Consider the following 15857-nt stretch of genomic DNA (forward strand, 5'->3'; position numbering starts at 1 on the left):
AGATGAACAGGTCTCGGACGGCAGGACACGGCAGATTCGACGACGCAGTAGCCCTGGTAACCGGAGGCGGATCAGGAATCGGAGCAGCCGTTGTCGCGCAGCTCGTCGACGAGGGTGCTGCCCGCGTCTACGTGGCCGACATCGTGGTCGACGAGCTGCGCCTGCGGTACGGCGACGATCCGAAGACGATCGTCCGAGTGGTCGATGTCTCGGACCCGGCGGCCGTCGATGCCGTGATGGCGGAGGTCGTCGCCACCGAGGGCCGGCTCGACGTCGTCGTGCACGCCGCCGGTGTGGACGACCCGGAGTCCAAGAAGATCATCACGGAGGCGACTGCCGCCGGCACCCCGATCGACCTGACGGCGAGCCTCACCGACGCACGGTGGCGCCGCGTGATGTCGGTCAACCTGGACGGAACATTTCACGTGGTGCGCTCCGCAGTGCGGGAAATGAAGCCGAAAGGTGGCGCGATCGTCGTGATCGGCTCGTCCTCGGCATTCGACACTTTGACGGGGTACCCGCACTACGCGGCGTCCAAAGCGGCCGTCCATGCTTTCTGCCAGGCCGTCGCCAAGGAGGTCGTGGCCTTCGGCATCCGGCTCAACCTCGTCGCTCCCGGACCGACGGAGACCGGCATGGCCGCTCGCACACCGGAAGAGCTGAAAGTGCAGTGGGTCAACAACACACCGGTGCCGTACGCGACACCGGACGAGATCGCGGACAACGTGCTGTTCCTCGCCTCGGAACAGGCCAGGAATGTCGTCGGTGCGGTGTTGCTCAGCAACCGTGGGCGATTCACCGTCTGAGCCCCATCCCCACCGACAACTGTGTCCCGCCCCTGAATTCAGGGGCGGGACACAGTGCTACTGCGGTGCTACTGCGGCGACACGAAGTCGCCGACGGGGACGAACTTGCCGTCCTCGACCTGGACCCGGACCACGCTGCGGGTGCCGACGTGCTCGTCGGCGCTGAACGTGAGCGGAGGCATGACGCCCGTGTCGAGGGTGCCGCTCGCGACTATCGCGTCGGTGATGGACTCGGACGTGATCTCGCCGTCGATGGTCGTAAGGACCTGAGCGAACGCTTTGGCCGAACCGTAGGTTGCCAGCGAGTAGAAGTCGGGCTTCTCGCCGGGCTTGTACTTCGCCAGCGCCTGACGGTATTCCTCGACCTCCGGGGTGTCGGCGGTGGGAGGCAGCGTGAGTGACACGGCGCGGAATCCGTCCGCATTCTTACCGGCCAGATCGAGCAGGCTGTTACCGACCGTAGGGGAGTAGCCGTAGCTGGGAATCTTCACACCCTGCAGCGCCATCTCGTTGAGGTAGGCGGCGGCCTCCTGGATCGGCAGGATCGTCAGGACCGCATCGGGTGCGGCCGCACGGATCTGGGACACGAACGGGCTGTAGTCCGTGGTACCGAGCTTGACCTCCACCGTCGAAACCTCCGCGCCGGCCTTCTCGAGCTCGGTCGTGGCGACTGCGCCCACATTCACGAACGCGGCCGGATCGTTGCGGATGATCGTGACCTTCTTGGCACCCTCGTCGAGTGCCCACTGCGCGGCAGCGCGCGCCTGGTTCTCGTAGAGCGTCTGGCTGCCGAACAACCCGTCCCTCGGCGGGTCGTACCAGGCGGCGGAGCCGCCATAGGTCCCGAACACGGGGATCTTGTTCTGTTCGAGGACGAACGGAAACGTCGCTTCCGTGGTGGCCGTGCCGTTGGCGCCGACGATCGCGACAACCCGGTCGCGAGAGACCAACTGTCGCGCCACCTGAATCGTCTGCTGCGGATCGAAGGCATTGTCGACCGGCGTCCACTCGACGGGGCGTCCGTGGATCCCCCCTGCCGCATTGAGCTGATCGAAGAACGCTTGGGTGCCCGCCTCCTGCGGAAGACCGCCCGACGCCTGTGGCCCCGAGAGGGGAAGCCACGCACCGAGTTTGATCGGGCCACCCGCATCGCCGTTGCCGGCTTGCGTTCCGCAGGCTGTCAAGGTCGTGGCGAGAACCACGCCGACCGTGAGAAGAATTTTCCGCACATCCACTCCTTGAATCGAGTTCAGTTCAATGGATGCTATCGGGGAACTCGTGTGTCGGCAATCACATTCGTGCACGACGCGGAGCCTCGAGGCCCGGCAATCTCCGAACTATTGAACTGACTTCAGTTGAAGAGCTAGTGTGTCGGTGGTAACACAACGGCTCGGTCACATGCGATGAGGAGCATTGGATGGCAGAAATCGAAACCGACGTACTCGTCATCGGCGCCGGAATGGCCGGGCTGACTGCGGCCGCGCGGGCGGCGACCAGCGGAAAATCGGTTGTCGTCGTCGAGAAGTCCGCGGCGATCGGCGGGTCCGCCCAGTTCGCCGGATACGCCTGGACCGCGCCTTCGCACGAGGTCATGGACGAGGTCAACCCGGACGGTGATCCGGAATTACGGCGAGCGCTGGTCGACGGGTTCTCCGACGGAATCGACTGGATCCGGTCACTCGGCGTCGACTGCGCGGACGCGGTCACTGTACTCCGCTACGGCACCGGGCATCAGTTCGACACCAACCGGTACATCGACGAGTGTCGTCGCCGAATCCGAAGTCACGGCGGTGAGGTGCACACACGTGCAGAGACTCTCGCGCTGCTCCCGCTGGACGGTGGAGTCGCCGGTGCGCGTGTCCGGCTCGCGGACGGCACTGAATGTGAAATATATTCCCCGGCGACGATTCTTGCGACGGGCGGCTTCCAGGCGAGTCCCGAGTTGGCCTCCGCGCACATCCACCCCGCGGCGAGCGAGATGCAACTGCGCTCCAATCCCACCAGCGCGGGAGACGGACTTCGCCTGGCCGAGGCCGTCGGCGCGGCGACCGGGACGGATCGGTCCGGCTTCTACGGCCACCTCGTACCGACGGGCGTGCGCTTCCGCGACCCGTCCGATTTCGTCGCACTTTCGCTCTACTACAGCGAGCACGCGCTGCTGTTCAACCTCGAGAACCGCCGTTTCACGGATGAGACCGTCGGGGACCATCTGACCACGATGGACCTGCTGGAGCAGCCCGAGTCGCGAGGGTTGCTCGTTGCCGATGCGCGGGTCTACCGCGACTGGATTACCGGCAGCTACGTGGAAGGCGCCGCGTCTCTCGACAAGTTCGACCTCGCGCAGCGCCGGGGTGGGCGGTGTGGAATCGCCGAGAACCTGGACGAGTTCGCCTACCTTCCCGAGGAGTGGGGCTACGACGGCGCTGCGATCGCACATCAGATCCGCTCTCTCAACGCGGCCGGTGGGGACGGGCAGCCTCCGCGTAGGTTCGACTCGTCCCCGCTCGACGAGGGTCCGTACTACCTCGTCGAGGCATGCCCGGCTCTGACGTTCCCGTTCCACGGCATCCGCATCGACGAGCACGGCCGTGTCCTCGATTCGGCGGGCGGCACGATCAGTGGACTGTTTGCCGCCGGATCGGACACCGGCGGGCTCTACCACCGCGCATACACCGGAGGTATCGCACCTGCCCTGGTGTTCGGCTTGGCCGCCGCGGATCGAGCAGCATGCTGTCACCCGTGAGTACTTGTTAACCGCCGGCGGTTAACAAGTACTCACGGGCGGCGGAGCCGCAGCCCGGCGCGGCCCGTAGGCTGACACCCGTGCGCGTACTCGTTATCGGCTCCGGAGCCCGTGAACATGCCCTCCTTCTCGCCCTTGCTCGCGATCCGGGTGTCAGTGCCCTGATGTGCGCGCCCGGCAATGCCGGGATCGGCAAGATCGCCGAGCAGCACTCGGTCGACATCGCGTCCGGGGAGGCGGTGGCGGCCCTCGCGAAGAAACTGGACGCCGACCTCGTCGTGGTGGGCCCCGAGGTCCCGCTGGTGCTCGGTGTCGCGGACGCCGTCCGCGCGGCAGGCATCGCCTGCTTCGGCCCGTCGGCCGACGCCGCGCGTATCGAGGGTTCCAAGGCGTTCGCGAAGGACGTCATGGCCGCCGCCGGCGTGAAGACCGCGCACAGCGAGATCGTCGACTCGCCCGCCAAGCTGGACGAGGCACTCGACCGCTTCGGGCCCAACTGGGTGGTCAAGGACGACGGCCTCGCGGCGGGCAAGGGTGTCGTGGTCACCACCGATCGGGACGCCGCCCGCGACCACGCGGCCGAACTGCTCGAGAACGGCCACCCCGTCCTCCTCGAATCGTTCCTCGACGGTCCCGAGGTGTCGCTGTTCTGCGTCGTCGACGGTGAGACCGTCGTGCCGCTGCTGCCGGCCCAGGACCACAAGCGCGTCGGTGACGGCGACACCGGACCCAACACCGGCGGCATGGGCGCCTACACGCCGCTGCCGTGGCTGCCCGAGCAGACCGTCACCCAGATCGTCGACGACGTCGTGAAGCCGGTGGCCGCCGAGCTCGTCGCCCGCGGCAGCGCGTTCAGCGGTCTGTTGTACGCCGGGCTGGCGATCGGCAAGGACGGCCCGGCCGTCGTCGAGTTCAACTGCCGTTTCGGCGACCCCGAGACCCAGGCGGTTCTCGCGCTGCTGAAGAGCCCGCTCGGGGAGTTGCTGAACGCGGCGGCCACCGGAACGCTCGACCGGGTCGCGCCGCTCGAATGGCAGGACGGCTCGGCGGTGACCGTCGTGGTCGCGGCCGAGCACTACCCGGCGACCCCGCGCACCGGCGACGTGATCACCGGCGCCGACGGTGACGGCGTCCTGCACGCAGGCACGAAGCTCGTCGACGACCAGGTGGTCTCCGCAGGCGGACGCGTGCTCAGCGTGGTCGGCGTCGGAGCCGACCTCGACGCGGCGCGCGCCGACGCGTACTCCAAGATCTCCGCGATCAAGCTGCCGGGAAGTCACTTCCGGAAGGACATCGGGCTGGCCGCGGTCGAGGGCCGCATCGCCATTCCCTGAGGTCGAAGCACTGTCGAAACAGGCGTGCACCCCCGGAGCGTCCGGGGGTGCACGCCTGTGTCGGTCACCAGGTCATCGGGCGGTCCAGCCTCCGTCGATCGTGTAGGAGGCGCCGGTGACCATGCCTGCGTCGGCGGACGCGAGCCACGCGACGAGGGAAGCGACCTCCGACGGTTCCACCAGTCGCTTGATCGCGCTCTCGGTGAGCATCACCTTCTCGATCACCTCGGACTCGCTGATGCCGTGCACCTGCGCCTGATCCGCGATCTGCTTCTGCACCAGCGGCGTCAGCACGTATCCGGGGTTGACGCAGTTGCTGGTGACACCGTGCGGGCCGCCCTCGAGGGCCGTCACCTTCGACAGTCCCTCGAGCCCGTGCTTGGCGGTGACGTACGCGGCCTTGAACGCCGACGCGCGGAGCCCGTGCACCGACGACACGTTGACGATGCGCCCGAAACCCGTCTCATACATGTGCGGCAGGGCGGCACGGATCAGCAGGAACGGCGCCTCGACCATCAGCGTCTGGATGCGCCGGAAGTCCTCGGGGCGGAACTCTTCGAGGGGACTGATGGTTTGGATCCCGGCGTTGTTGACGAGGATGTCGGTCTCGAGCCGCAACTCGGTGAGCGGATCGGTGTCGAGGAGGTCGACGTGCCACGCCGTTCCGTCGATGTCGTCGGCGAGGCTCTTGGCGGCCACGTCGTCGAGGTCGGCGACCGTGACGTGGGCTCCGCGGGCGGCGAGGGCCCGGGCGCAGGCCGCGCCGATGCCGCTGGCGCCGCCGGTGACGAGCGCGGTGCGCCCGGCCAGATTCTGTTCGGTCATGCCCGGACCTCGTTCTTCGCGCCTGCGGCCTTCTCGTCGGCGAGGATCTGCGCGTCCGCCGCGTCGATCGACTCGAGCGAGATGCCCTTGGTCTCCCGGGCGACGACGACGGCGACGGCGGTGATCAGGCAGGCGATCGCCAGGTAGATCGCGATCGGAACGGCGGAGTCGTACTTGCTCAGGAGGCTGGTCGCGATGATCGGCGCCAGCGAACCGGCCACGATCGACGTCACCTGGTAGCCGAGGGAGACGCCGGAGTACCGCATGCGCGTCGGGAACATCTCGGCCATGATCGCCGGCTGGCCGGCGTACATGAAGGCGTGGAACACCAGGCCGATGATGATCGCTCCGAGGATGACGGCGTTGTGCCCGCTGTTCATCATCGGGAAGGCGAAGAAGCCCCACGTGCCCGCGGTGAGCGCGCCGATCATGTAGACGGGACGACGGCCGATGGTGTCGGAGAGCCGCCCGACGAGCGGGATCACCGCGAAGTGCACGGCGTGCGCGATCAGCATCCACCACAGGATCTGCGCGGTGTCCGTGTGGACGACCACCTTGAGGTAGGTGATCGAGAACGTGACCACCAGGTAGTACATGACGTTCTCGCCGAAACGCAGGCCCATCGCCGTCAGCACGCCGCGGGGGTAGCGCCTCAGTACCTCGAAGACGCTGAACGACGTCTCCTTGATGTGCTCGGCTTCCTTCTGCGCCTGGATGAAGATCGGCGCGTCGGTGACCTTCGTGCGGATGTAGTAGCCGACGAGGACGATCACGGCCGACAGCCAGAATGCGACACGCCAGCCCCAACTGAGGAAGGACTCGTCGGACAGCGTCGTCGTGAGGATCAGCAGGACCACGGTCGCGACGAGGTTGCCCGCGGGCACACCGGCCTGCGGCCACGACGCCCAGAAGCCGCGGGATCTGTTGGGGCTGTGCTCGGCCACCAGCAGCACCGCGCCGCCCCACTCGCCGCCGACGGCGAATCCCTGGATGAAGCGGAGCGTGACGAGCAGGGCGGGGGCCCAGTACCCGATCTGGCCGAAGGTGGGCAGGCAGCCCATCAGGAACGTGGCCGTGCCGACGAGCAGGAGGCTGAACTGCAGCAGTTGCTTGCGGCCGAACTTGTCGCCGAAGTGACCGAAGACGATCCCGCCGAGCGGCCGGGCGACGAAGCCCACGGCGTAGGTCACGAACGCCGCGATGATCGCGTCGAGTTCGTTGCCCCCGGCCGCGAAGAAGACCTTGCTGAACACGAGCGTCGCCGCGGTCCCGTAGAGGAAGAACTCGTACCACTCGACGACGGTGCCGGCCATGGATGCGCCGACCACCTTCTTCAGCCCGGACGGCGGGGCTTCCTTCGCGTGCGCTGTTTCGTCGACGCTCATCTGTCGCTCCTCTTCACACTCCGCACCCTTTTGTGACTGGGGGCACAGTTCATTGGTCCTGCCGAGTATTGATGCATATTTGTGCGCACACAATGACGCAACCTGCAACCCGCATGTGCAAATATGCAGAAATGACCCCGGAAACGTCCATGCCCAGCGCCGACGACCTCCTCGTCCTGCTCGCTGTGGGGCGGACCGGCCGCTTCAACACCGCCGCCGACGACCTGGGGGTCAACCACACGACCATCTCGCGCCGGATCGCGAGTCTGGAGAAGAGCCTCGGCGGCCGGGTCCTCGTGAAGGCCACCGGCGGGTGGGAGCTCACCGACCTCGGGCGGCAGGCGCTGACCGCCGCCGAACGCGTGGAGGCCGCCGTCCACGGACTCGTCGCCGAACCCGGCGGCGCCGACCACCTGAAGGGCGTCGTCCGGGTGTCGGCGACCGACGGGTTCAGCGCCTACATCGCGGCGCCCGCGGGCGCGTTGATCCGCAGCAGGCACCCCGACGTGTCCGTCGAGATCGTCGCGATCACCCGCCGGGCCTCGCAGCATCGCTCGGGACTCGACATCGAGATCGTCGTGGGCAAACCGCAGGTGCACCGGGCGGAGGCGCTGTGGCTGGCCGATTACACCCTCGGCCTGTACGGCGCGCGGTCGTATCTGTCCGAACACGGCACCCCGACGCGGGTGAACGATCTGGCCGATCATTCACTCGTCTACTTCATCGACTCGATGCTGCAGGTCGACGAACTCGACCTCGCACGCCGCCTCACTGTCTCGATGCGCGAATCGGTGACGTCGACCAACGTGTTCGTGCACGTCGAGGCCACCCGGGCGTCGGCTGGGATCGGGCTGCTGCCGTGCTTCATGGCCGACCGCCACGACGACCTCGTGCGGGTGCTGCCCGGGCAGGTCGAGGCCACGCTGGCGTATTGGCTCGTGGCGCGGCCCGAGTCGCTGCGACGACCGGAGGTCGCGGCGGTGGTGGGCGCGATCCGGGAAACGGTGGAATCGCAGCGGGACGCGTTGGCGGGGGAGTGAGCGCGTCACGCTAGCGTCATGGGGTGCGTCCCGAATCCCAGCGGTCCAACATCCAGACCTTCCACGTGATGGACGTGTGGAAGGCCGCCACCGAACGTCAGCGCACCCACGGCGACGTGCTGACCCTCGCGGCCGGACAGCCGTCCACGCCCGCGCCGCAGCCGGTGCTCCGTGCGACGCGGGAAGTACTCGACGGGCACCTGCTCGGCTACACGGAGACGTTCGGGATCCTGCCGCTGCGGGAGGCGATCGCCGGATATCACGCCGGCAGGTACGGAATCGACGTCGACGCCGAGGACGTCGTCGTGACCACCGGTTCCTCCGGCGCGTTCACGCTGCTGTTCCTCGCCGCCTTCGACGTCGGCGACACCGTCGTGGTTGCCCGCCCCGGCTACCCGGCCTACCGGAACACGCTCGCCGCGCTCGGTTGCACCGTCATCGAGATCGACTGCGGAGCCGACACCCGGTTCCAGCCGACGGTCGCGATGCTCGACGCCCTGCCCGAGCCGCCGGCCGGACTGATCGTCGCGAGCCCCGCCAACCCCACCGGCACCGTCATCGACCCCGGCGAACTGGCCGCCCTCGCCCGCTGGTGCGACGCCCACGGGACACTACTGATCTCCGACGAGATCTACCACGGCATCGGATACGGCGAGCAGGCGATGACCAGTTCGTGGGAGACGTCCCGCGAATCCGTCGTCGTCGGCTCCGTGTCCAAGTACTTCTCGATGACGGGCTGGCGGCTGGGCTGGATGCTGGTCCCCGAGGGGCTGCGCCGGCCGTTGCAGCGGCTGGCGTCGAACATGACGGTGTGCCCGCCCGCCATCTCCCAGTACGCGGCGATCGCGGCGTTCAGCGAGGAATCGAGGGCCGAACTCGACGGCCACGTCCAGCGTTACGCCGTCAACCGGGAGTTGCTGCTCACCGGACTTCCCGAGCTGGGCATCACCGACCTGGCGCCCGCCGACGGGGCGTTCTACGTGTACGCCGACATCGGGCACCTGCTCGGCGGATCCCACGGCGCGACGTCGACGGAATGGTGCTCGCGGCTGCTGCAGGACACCGGTCTGGCGCTGGCCCCCGGCATCGATTTCGACACCGTCCACGGAGACAAGACCGTCCGGCTGTCGTTCGCCGGATCCACGGCCGAGGTCCGGGAATCCCTGGTGCGACTGGGCCGCTGGCTGTAGCCGCGGTTCACTCTTGCGGCGGTGCCGCAGCAGTTGTTCGATGGACTTGGGCGCACTGCGTGTTCGGGCGCGCCAGGCAAGGAGAACGGCGATGCTGTACGTCGCGTTGCTCGCATTCGTGTTGTGGGTCCTGTGCTTCGCCGACGCCGTCACCACCGACGACGACCAGTTCCGGAACCTCTCGAAGGAGGGGTGGCTGGTGATCGTGCTGCTGCTTCCGCTCGTCGGCTCGGTGCTGTGGCTCGTGGCCGGGCGGCCGCAGAAGATTCCGCGCGATCGCCTGCCCGCCGACCCGGAGGAAGCCGAGTTCGTGCGGCGGTGCCGGGAACGCGCGGAGGAACAGCGCCGGCAAGGTTTCCACGGGCGCGACCAGGAATAGAAGGCCTACACTGTGGCTAGGATTACAGTGTTACAAACCAGGCGCGAGGCGACGACATGAGCGACATCAGTCATCCACAGCCACCCCTTCCCGGCGGAGTCCGCATCGGAACCGTGGAACGGGAGCAAGCAGCGGCGGCACTCGCCGAACATTTCGCAGCCGGACGGCTCGAGACCGACGAGTTCGACGCCCGGGTGCGGGCGGCGTACCTCGCCAAGACCGCCGGCGACCTCGTGCCGCTGTTCGCGGATCTTCCGGACAAGCAGCGCTTCACGCCCGAACCCGAACGGGTGCGCGTGCGACGCGACCCGGGGCGGGAGGCGGCGGCGCTGCGGGTACTCGTGTTCGTGGTGGCCATCCTCGCCGCGATCCTGTGGGTCGCGCTGGTCCGCGTCCCCCCGCTCGTCTTCCTGCCCATCGTGTGGCTCGTGCTCGCCCGGCGCAGCTTCGGGCGGCGGTCGTGTCGGGCGTGGTGAGGGTCTGACTCGGGCCGAGAACTGGCGAAAACTACCGCGAGGTCGGTTGTGGCTCCCGTACTCTGACAGGCGGGTTTGACGCCGTCGAGCGATCGAGGAGCCACGATGACCAGCAGAATTGTGCGCTGTGCGAGCCTGATCCCGGTAGTCGCGGCCTCCGCGCTGCTGCTGGGCGGATGCGGTTCCGACAGCGGTGACACCCCGTCGACCTCCGCCAGCGCCACGGCGTCGGCCTCCGCTGCGATGATGTCGTCGCCGACCGCCACGAGCGCGGCAGGGGCCGCGGCGGTCACCAAGGAACAGGCGGAGCAGACCGCTGTCGCGACGGTCCCGGGCGGCACGGTCGTGAACTCGGAGCAGCAGCAGCGGGACGGTAAGCCGGTGTGGCACGTCCACATCCGCGATGCCAAGGGCTGGGACTACGACGTGAACGTCGACGCGGCGACCGGCACCGTGGTGTCCGACAGCCAGGACGGGCAGACCACCACGACGGCCGCGCCCGCGCCGCCCGCCGGCGCGGTGACCCAGCAGCAGGCGGAGCAGATCGCTCTCGCGACGGTCCCGGGCGGCACGGTCGCGAATTCGGAGCAGCAGCAGCGGGACGGTAAGCCGGTGTGGCACATTCACATCCGCGACGCCAAGGGCTGGGACTACGACGTCAACGTCGACGAGGCGACCGGGGCCGTCCTCCCCGACAACTGACCGCAGTGGGTAGAACGACTCAGAGGACCGTCTCGGGAAGATGGGTAAGTTTCCCGATGCCCGGACGGTGACGTCGCCCTAGCGTCGTGGTCATGGTCACCACGTCAGTTCGCGTGTCACGCCCCGACTTCCAGTGCTGGGCGGCCCGCGCGGGCGTCGCGGGTCCGGTGTTGTTCACCGCGGGATTCTTCGTCCAGGAGGCATTTCGCCGAGGCGACTACAGCCGGATCGCCGACCCGATCAGTGCCCTCGAGGCGGACCCACGCGGATGGATCCAGCAGCTGAATTTCCTGGCCTTCGCCGTGCTGCTGACGATCTTCGCGATCGGACTGCATCGCGGCATCGCGACAACGCGGCACGGCTGGGCAGGGCCCGCTCTGCTCGGCGTGGCGGCGGTGGGGCTGATCCTCGCCGCGGTGTTTCCGTTGCGCGAAGATCCGGCAGGGGAGCCCTACGACCCGGGCCATCACGTGATCGCGGGGGTCACGTTCTTCTCGTGCAGCGCCCTCGCCCTGGTGGTGCTGTCGCGCCGGTTCGCCGCCGACCCGCGGTGGCGCGGCCTGGCGCGGTACGCCGGGGTCGCCGGAATTCTCGGTCTGGGCTGTTTCGTGTTGCTCGGCCGGTTCGCGATGCCGGGCGGCGCACCGTTGCACGAGGTCGCCGGGCTCCTCCAGCGCACGACAGTTCTCGCCGTCACGTTCCCGGCGCTGGTGGCGATCGCGCTACGGCTCCGTCGCCTCGCCTGCCGGCCGCCGGCCCTCACCCGGTCGTGAACACCGGCATCTGCAGTCGCGCGACGCAACTCGTGTCGTAGTTTCCGGTCGGCTGCTCGAGGAATCCGACCGTGACGGCCGGGGCGCAGTCCGAGGACTGCAGCACGTCGTGGCCGAGTCCGGGAAACTCGAGCACCTCGGACCGCGACAGGGTGGCGGCAGCGGTGCGCGCCTGCGACGGCGGAGTAACGGCGTCGAGCGATCCGGTGAGAAGCAGGGTCGGCACGTTGCTTCCCGTGGGCTCGTGCACGCGGGCGTCGGACGCGGGCACGTCCCAGACGTCGCAGTCGTCGAAGATCCGGGCGGCCTGCGGCACCAGCGACAGCACCGCGTCCGGGAAGTCCGGGAGCACCTGCTTCGCGGTGGCGGCAACCTGCCCACGGTCGGTGAACGCCGTCTGCTCACCGCAGAACACCCCGAACGTCAGTCCGTAGCCGATGAGGCCGGGCGGCGTCACCGTGCCGAGCAGTGCGGTCGCGGCCGGGACGCCGTCGCCGGTGGCGGTCGCGTGGACGAGCGCGGGGAGCCCGGCGTAGTTGCCCGGCGCGAGGCTCTGCTGGATGACCAGATTCGCGAACGTGTACCCGTCGAGCACGACGCGTCTGCCGGACAGGTCGACGGTGAGCGGAGCGACGGCCAGGCGGTTCACGGTCGCGGTGAATTCGTCCTCGAGGCCCGGGTAGGCCGCGGCGCACGCCGGCTGCGCCGTGCACGCGTCGAACAGTGCTCGGTAGCCCGCGGCGGCGCCCGGCCAGAAGCCCTCGATGATGTTGTTCTGCGTCGGCACGACCGAGTCCAGCACCACGCTGCGGATGCCGTCCGGGTGGTCGCGGAGCACGGTGAGTGCGAGGTCGGTGCCGTACGAGACGCCGTAGACGTTCCACTCGTCGAGGCCGAGCGCTACCCGCAGATCCGCGACGTCGGCGGCGTTCTCCGTGGTGTCGTAGGCGCCGAGGTCGTAACCGCCCCCGGTGACCCGGTCGCGGCAGGTCCGGGTGGCCTCGACGCCGAGCGGTGCGGTCGCCGGATCGAGCGGGCTCAGACCCGTCTGCGCCGCCTGGAACTCGTCGATCTCGGGGCATGCCAGGAAGGGGTCGGAATGCATGGTGCCGCGCTGGCCGAGGAACAGGACGTCGCGGTCCCGGTTCAGCCCGAGCGGCGCGACCTGGGCGGCACTCGCCAGCGCAGGCCCGCCCGGACCTCCCGTGAGGTAGACGAGAGGGTCGGGTCGCGGAGTCGCGGACGTGGCACCGAGCCGCGTCACGGCCAGTTCGATGCGTCGTCCGTCCGGACGGGAGCGGTCCTCCGGCACGGTCAACGTGCCGCAGGTGAACCCGGCGCCGAGGTCCAGTTGCGGCAGTCCCGGGACGTTCGGCGACGGGCACGCGGTGGCGGTGAAGACGGCCGCCGGATCGGGTGCCGGATCGCCGCTGGACCCGCACGCCGACGCCAGGACCATCGGCGCCGTCGCCGCGCATCCCAGGGCCAGCATCCGCACCGACACCCGCATCGTTCCGACGCTACGCCGGTGCGCGGCACCACCCACATACTTCGCGGTCTGTCGCCCAATCTGCCCTGGTGCGGCACCCGCGGCTGGCAGGATGAATTGGTGTCATCCGCGGCAACTCCGAAGGGCGAACGGCGCCGACAGGCGCTGGTCGAGGCTGCCGCCGATCTGCTCCTCGAGGGTGGATTCGACGCGGTCCGGCACCGCTCGGTGGCCACCCGCGCCGACCTTCCGCTCGCGTCGACCACCTACTACTTCGAGTCGCTGGACGACCTGATCGCGAAGGCAGTCGAATGCAACGGCAACCGCGACCTCGCGGTCATGCGCGGCCGCGTCGAAGACGTCACGCACCGGCGCCGCGGCCGCGAGTCCACCGTCGACCTCCTCCTCGACCTGCTCGTCGGACCGGCCCTGATCAGTGAGGACTGTCGCGAGAGGCTGATTTCCCGGTACGAGCGGTTCACGGCCTGCGCGCGTCGCCCCGAACTGCGCGAAGTGCAGTTGCGGTTGCGCGCGCAACTGGACGACGTCCTCACCGAGGCGCTGCGGCGCTCCGACCGCGACGTGCGGCAGGAGCAACTCCGGCGGCTCGTCGCCGTCGTCGACGGAGCCGTGGTCACCGCGCTCGGCGAGCACGACCCCGACCTGCGGGCCCTCGCCCGGGCGATGCTGCTCGACGTCGTCGACGTCGTCGCGCCCGCCCTCGACCGGCCGGACCACGTCGAGCTGTAGCGCCGCCGTAAACTGAGGACTCGTGAGCCGCATCCCGAACGTCCTTGCCAACCGTTACGCCAGCCCCGAACTCGTCGAGTTGTGGTCGCCCGAGCACAAGATCGTCCTCGAGCGTCAGCTGTGGCTCGCCGTGCTGCGGGCCCAGGCGGAACTCGGGATCGACGTGCCGGCCGAGGCGCTCGCAGACTACGAACGCGTGCTCGAGCAGGTGGACCTCGACTCCATCGCCGACCGCGAGCGCGTCACCCGCCACGACGTGAAGGCCCGCATCGAGGAATTCAACGCCCTCGCCGGCCACGAGCAGGTCCACAAGGGGCTGACCAGCCGCGACCTCACCGAGAACGTCGAGCAGTTGCAGATCCTGCGGTCGCTCGAGCACGTCCACGCACACGGCGTCGCGGTCGCGGCCCGGCTGGCCGAGCGGGCCGCCGAGTACAGCAGCCTCGTCATGGCAGGCCGCTCGCACAACGTCGCGGCGCAGGCCACCACCCTGGGCAAGCGGTTCGCGTCCGCCGCCGACGAACTGCTCGTCGCGCTCACCCGGCTGCGCGAGCTGATCGACCGCTACCCGCTGCGCGGCATCAAGGGCCCCATGGGCACCGCGCAGGACATGCTCGACCTTCTCGACGGTGACGCGTCCAAGCTGGAGGCGCTGGAGCAGAAGGTCGCCGAGCATCTCGGCTTCTCCCACGTGTTCACGAGCGTCGGCCAGGTGTACCCGCGGTCGCTGGACCACGACGTGCTGTCCGCGCTGGTGCAGGTGGCGGCGGGGCCGTCGTCGTTCGCGCACACCATCCGCCTGATGGCGGGCCACGAACTGGTCACCGAGGGCTTCCAGCCCGGGCAGGTCGGGTCGTCGGCGATGCCTCACAAGATGAACACCCGCTCCTGCGAGCGCGTCAACGGACTGCAGGTCGTGCTCCGCGGATACGCGTCGATGGCCGCCGAACTGGCGGGCGCGCAGTGGAACGAGGGTGACGTGTTCTGCTCGGTGGTGCGCCGCGTCGCGCTGCCGGACGCGTTCTTCGCGATCGACGGACTCATCGAGACGTTCCTGACGGTGCTCGCCGAATTCGGCGCCTACCCCGCCGTCATCGAGAAGGAACTCACCCGGTACCTGCCGTTCCTCGCCACCACCAAGGTCCTGATGGCGCTGGTGCGGGCCGGAGTGGGCCGGGAGACCGCGCACGAGGTCATCAAGGAACACGCCGTCGCCGTCGCGCTGGCGATGCGTGAGCAGGGCAAGGAGCCCGACCTCCTCGACCGGCTCGCCGCCGACGACCGCCTGCCCCTCGACCGGGCCGCCCTCGACGAGGCTCTCGCCGACAAGAAGGCGTTCATCGGTGCCGCCGAGGCGCAGGTCGCCACGGTCGTGGCGCAGGTGCAGAAGCTCGTCGACGCCAACCCCGAGGCGGCCGCCTACCAGCCGTCCCCGATCCTGTAGGCGGCTCCGCCGCCCGTGCGCGGTTGACGAGTGCCTGCACTCGTTAACCACTCACAAGCACCGGAGGTGCCTACGTGAACTGCATTTTCTGCGAGATCGTGTCGGGCCGTTCCGATGCGAGTGTCGTGTACGAGGACGAGAACGTGATGGCGTTCATGGACATCCGGCCGTGGACGTCCGGACATCTGTTGGTGGTCCCGAAGCGGCACGCGAGCGGGCTCGCCGACCTCGACCCGGGCGACGGCGCGGCGGTGTTCGCGGTGGGGCAGCGTCTCGCGACCGCGCTGCGGCACGGGCCGATGCGGGCTCAGGGAGTCAACCTGTTCCTGGCCGACGGGATCGCCGCCGGCCAGGAGGTCTTCCACGTCCACCTGCACGTCGTTCCGCGGACGGCCGGTGACGGGTTCGGGTTGCGCGGAATGCCGAAGTCGCCGAGCCGGATCGCGCTCGATCAGACGGCGGGCGTGATCCGCTCCTCCCTCTGAGGTGAGTGGCAAAGCGTGCGGGAGCACACTTTGCCG

Annotated in this window: 15 protein-coding genes and 1 pseudogene; 12 read left to right on the top strand and 4 right to left on the bottom strand. The window is 68.9% G+C overall.

Features of this window, described 5'->3' with window-relative positions; genetic code table 11:
- Positions 1-2: 2 nt before the first annotated feature.
- Positions 3-806 carry an SDR family NAD(P)-dependent oxidoreductase gene (locus P3H15_RS26915; RefSeq protein WP_276140027.1) on the top strand — a complete coding sequence of 268 codons (804 nt, stop codon included), beginning with the start codon at positions 3-5 and terminating at the stop codon, positions 804-806.
- A 68-nt stretch (positions 807-874) separates the two neighbouring features.
- On the opposite strand, the gene P3H15_RS26920 is transcribed toward P3H15_RS26915, so the two are convergent.
- Positions 875-2035 (bottom strand): ABC transporter substrate-binding protein, encoded by a 1161-nt coding sequence (locus P3H15_RS26920; RefSeq protein ID WP_276140028.1) that lies wholly within the window; start codon positions 2033-2035, stop codon positions 875-877.
- 188 nt (positions 2036-2223) lie between these two features.
- On the opposite strand from P3H15_RS26920, the pseudogene P3H15_RS26925 reads away from it, so the two are divergent.
- Both P3H15_RS26925 and purD read left to right on the top strand, forming a co-directional pair.
- A pseudogene (locus tag P3H15_RS26925) lies at positions 2224-3560 on the top strand (FAD-dependent oxidoreductase).
- Between the two features lie 69 nt (positions 3561-3629).
- The gene (gene purD, locus P3H15_RS26930; RefSeq protein WP_072942916.1) at positions 3630-4883 is read left to right on the top strand and encodes a phosphoribosylamine--glycine ligase; all 1254 of its coding nucleotides are present in this window, start codon (positions 3630-3632) and stop codon (positions 4881-4883) included.
- A 72-nt stretch (positions 4884-4955) separates the two neighbouring features.
- Here the strand turns inward: purD and P3H15_RS26935 are convergent, their stop codons facing one another.
- Together P3H15_RS26935 and P3H15_RS26940 are read right to left on the bottom strand one after the other, a co-directional pair.
- Positions 4956-5708: a 3-hydroxybutyrate dehydrogenase gene (locus P3H15_RS26935; RefSeq protein ID WP_276140030.1), complete on the bottom strand. Its 753-nt coding sequence runs from the start codon at positions 5706-5708 to the stop codon at positions 4956-4958.
- Positions 5705-7093, bottom strand: coding sequence for an MFS transporter (locus P3H15_RS26940; RefSeq protein ID WP_276140031.1), 1389 nt, complete (start codon positions 7091-7093; stop codon positions 5705-5707). The genes P3H15_RS26935 and P3H15_RS26940 overlap by 4 nt, the downstream gene beginning before the upstream one ends.
- A 131-nt stretch (positions 7094-7224) precedes the next feature.
- Here P3H15_RS26940 and P3H15_RS26945 point away from each other — a divergent pair, with 131 nt between their 5' ends.
- The 6 genes from P3H15_RS26945 to P3H15_RS26970 all read left to right on the top strand — a co-directional run bounded on the left by P3H15_RS26945 (position 7225) and on the right by P3H15_RS26970 (position 11653).
- Entirely contained in the window at positions 7225-8133 is a 909-nt protein-coding gene (locus tag P3H15_RS26945) for a LysR family transcriptional regulator (RefSeq protein WP_276140032.1), read from the top strand.
- A gap of 23 nt (positions 8134-8156) precedes the next feature.
- Positions 8157-9323: a pyridoxal phosphate-dependent aminotransferase gene (locus P3H15_RS26950; RefSeq protein WP_276140033.1), complete on the top strand. Its 1167-nt coding sequence runs from the start codon at positions 8157-8159 to the stop codon at positions 9321-9323.
- Between the two features lie 91 nt (positions 9324-9414).
- Positions 9415-9702 carry a PLDc N-terminal domain-containing protein gene (locus P3H15_RS26955; RefSeq protein ID WP_072942926.1) on the top strand — a complete coding sequence of 96 codons (288 nt, stop codon included), beginning with the start codon at positions 9415-9417 and terminating at the stop codon, positions 9700-9702.
- A 56-nt stretch (positions 9703-9758) separates the two neighbouring features.
- The gene (locus P3H15_RS26960; protein ID WP_276140034.1) at positions 9759-10178 is read left to right on the top strand and encodes a DUF1707 domain-containing protein; all 420 of its coding nucleotides are present in this window, start codon (positions 9759-9761) and stop codon (positions 10176-10178) included.
- A 105-nt stretch (positions 10179-10283) separates the two neighbouring features.
- The gene (locus P3H15_RS26965) at positions 10284-10880 is read left to right on the top strand and encodes a PepSY domain-containing protein (protein ID WP_276140035.1); all 597 of its coding nucleotides are present in this window, start codon (positions 10284-10286) and stop codon (positions 10878-10880) included.
- Positions 10881-10972: 92 nt separating this feature from the next.
- Complete coding sequence (locus P3H15_RS26970; RefSeq protein ID WP_276140036.1) at positions 10973-11653, top strand: DUF998 domain-containing protein; 681 nt, start codon at positions 10973-10975, stop codon at positions 11651-11653.
- Here P3H15_RS26970 and P3H15_RS26975 read toward each other — a convergent pair.
- Entirely contained in the window at positions 11640-13163 is a 1524-nt protein-coding gene (locus P3H15_RS26975) for an alpha/beta fold hydrolase (RefSeq protein WP_276140037.1), read from the bottom strand. The genes P3H15_RS26970 and P3H15_RS26975 overlap by 14 nt on opposite strands.
- A 99-nt stretch (positions 13164-13262) precedes the next feature.
- Here P3H15_RS26975 and P3H15_RS26980 point away from each other — a divergent pair, with 99 nt between their 5' ends.
- The 3 genes from P3H15_RS26980 to P3H15_RS26990 all read left to right on the top strand — a co-directional run bounded on the left by P3H15_RS26980 (position 13263) and on the right by P3H15_RS26990 (position 15821).
- Positions 13263-13892, top strand: coding sequence for a TetR/AcrR family transcriptional regulator (locus P3H15_RS26980; protein ID WP_015888636.1), 630 nt, complete (start codon positions 13263-13265; stop codon positions 13890-13892).
- A 22-nt stretch (positions 13893-13914) separates the two neighbouring features.
- Positions 13915-15336, top strand: a complete 1422-nt coding sequence (gene purB / locus P3H15_RS26985) for an adenylosuccinate lyase (RefSeq protein ID WP_015888637.1) — start codon at positions 13915-13917, stop codon at positions 15334-15336.
- A 74-nt stretch (positions 15337-15410) separates the two neighbouring features.
- Entirely contained in the window at positions 15411-15821 is a 411-nt protein-coding gene (locus tag P3H15_RS26990; RefSeq protein WP_095863278.1) for an HIT family protein, read from the top strand.
- The last annotated feature ends 36 nt before the right edge of the window (positions 15822-15857 follow it).

This window comes from Rhodococcus sp. T2V (assembly GCF_029269925.1).
Taxonomy (GTDB): Bacteria; Actinomycetota; Actinomycetes; order Mycobacteriales; family Mycobacteriaceae; genus Rhodococcus_F; species Rhodococcus_F koreensis.

Excerpts from the sequence above, each read along its gene's own strand:
- P3H15_RS26935 (WP_276140030.1), bottom strand. The coding sequence starts at position 5,708 with ATGACCGAACAGAATCTGGCCGGGCGCACCGCGCTCGTCACCGGCGGC.
- P3H15_RS26945 (WP_276140032.1), top strand. The coding sequence starts at position 7,225 with ATGACCCCGGAAACGTCCATGCCCAGCGCCGACGACCTCCTCGTCCTG.
- P3H15_RS26960 (WP_276140034.1), top strand. The coding sequence starts at position 9,759 with ATGAGCGACATCAGTCATCCACAGCCACCCCTTCCCGGCGGAGTCCGC.
- P3H15_RS26975 (WP_276140037.1), bottom strand. The coding sequence starts at position 13,163 with ATGCGGGTGTCGGTGCGGATGCTGGCCCTGGGATGCGCGGCGACGGCG.
- P3H15_RS26915 (WP_276140027.1), top strand. The coding sequence starts at position 3 with ATGAACAGGTCTCGGACGGCAGGACACGGCAGATTCGACGACGCAGTA.
- P3H15_RS26955 (WP_072942926.1), top strand. The coding sequence starts at position 9,415 with ATGCTGTACGTCGCGTTGCTCGCATTCGTGTTGTGGGTCCTGTGCTTC.
- P3H15_RS26965 (WP_276140035.1), top strand. The coding sequence starts at position 10,284 with ATGACCAGCAGAATTGTGCGCTGTGCGAGCCTGATCCCGGTAGTCGCG.
- P3H15_RS26970 (WP_276140036.1), top strand. The coding sequence starts at position 10,973 with ATGGTCACCACGTCAGTTCGCGTGTCACGCCCCGACTTCCAGTGCTGG.
- P3H15_RS26940 (WP_276140031.1), bottom strand. The coding sequence starts at position 7,093 with ATGAGCGTCGACGAAACAGCGCACGCGAAGGAAGCCCCGCCGTCCGGG.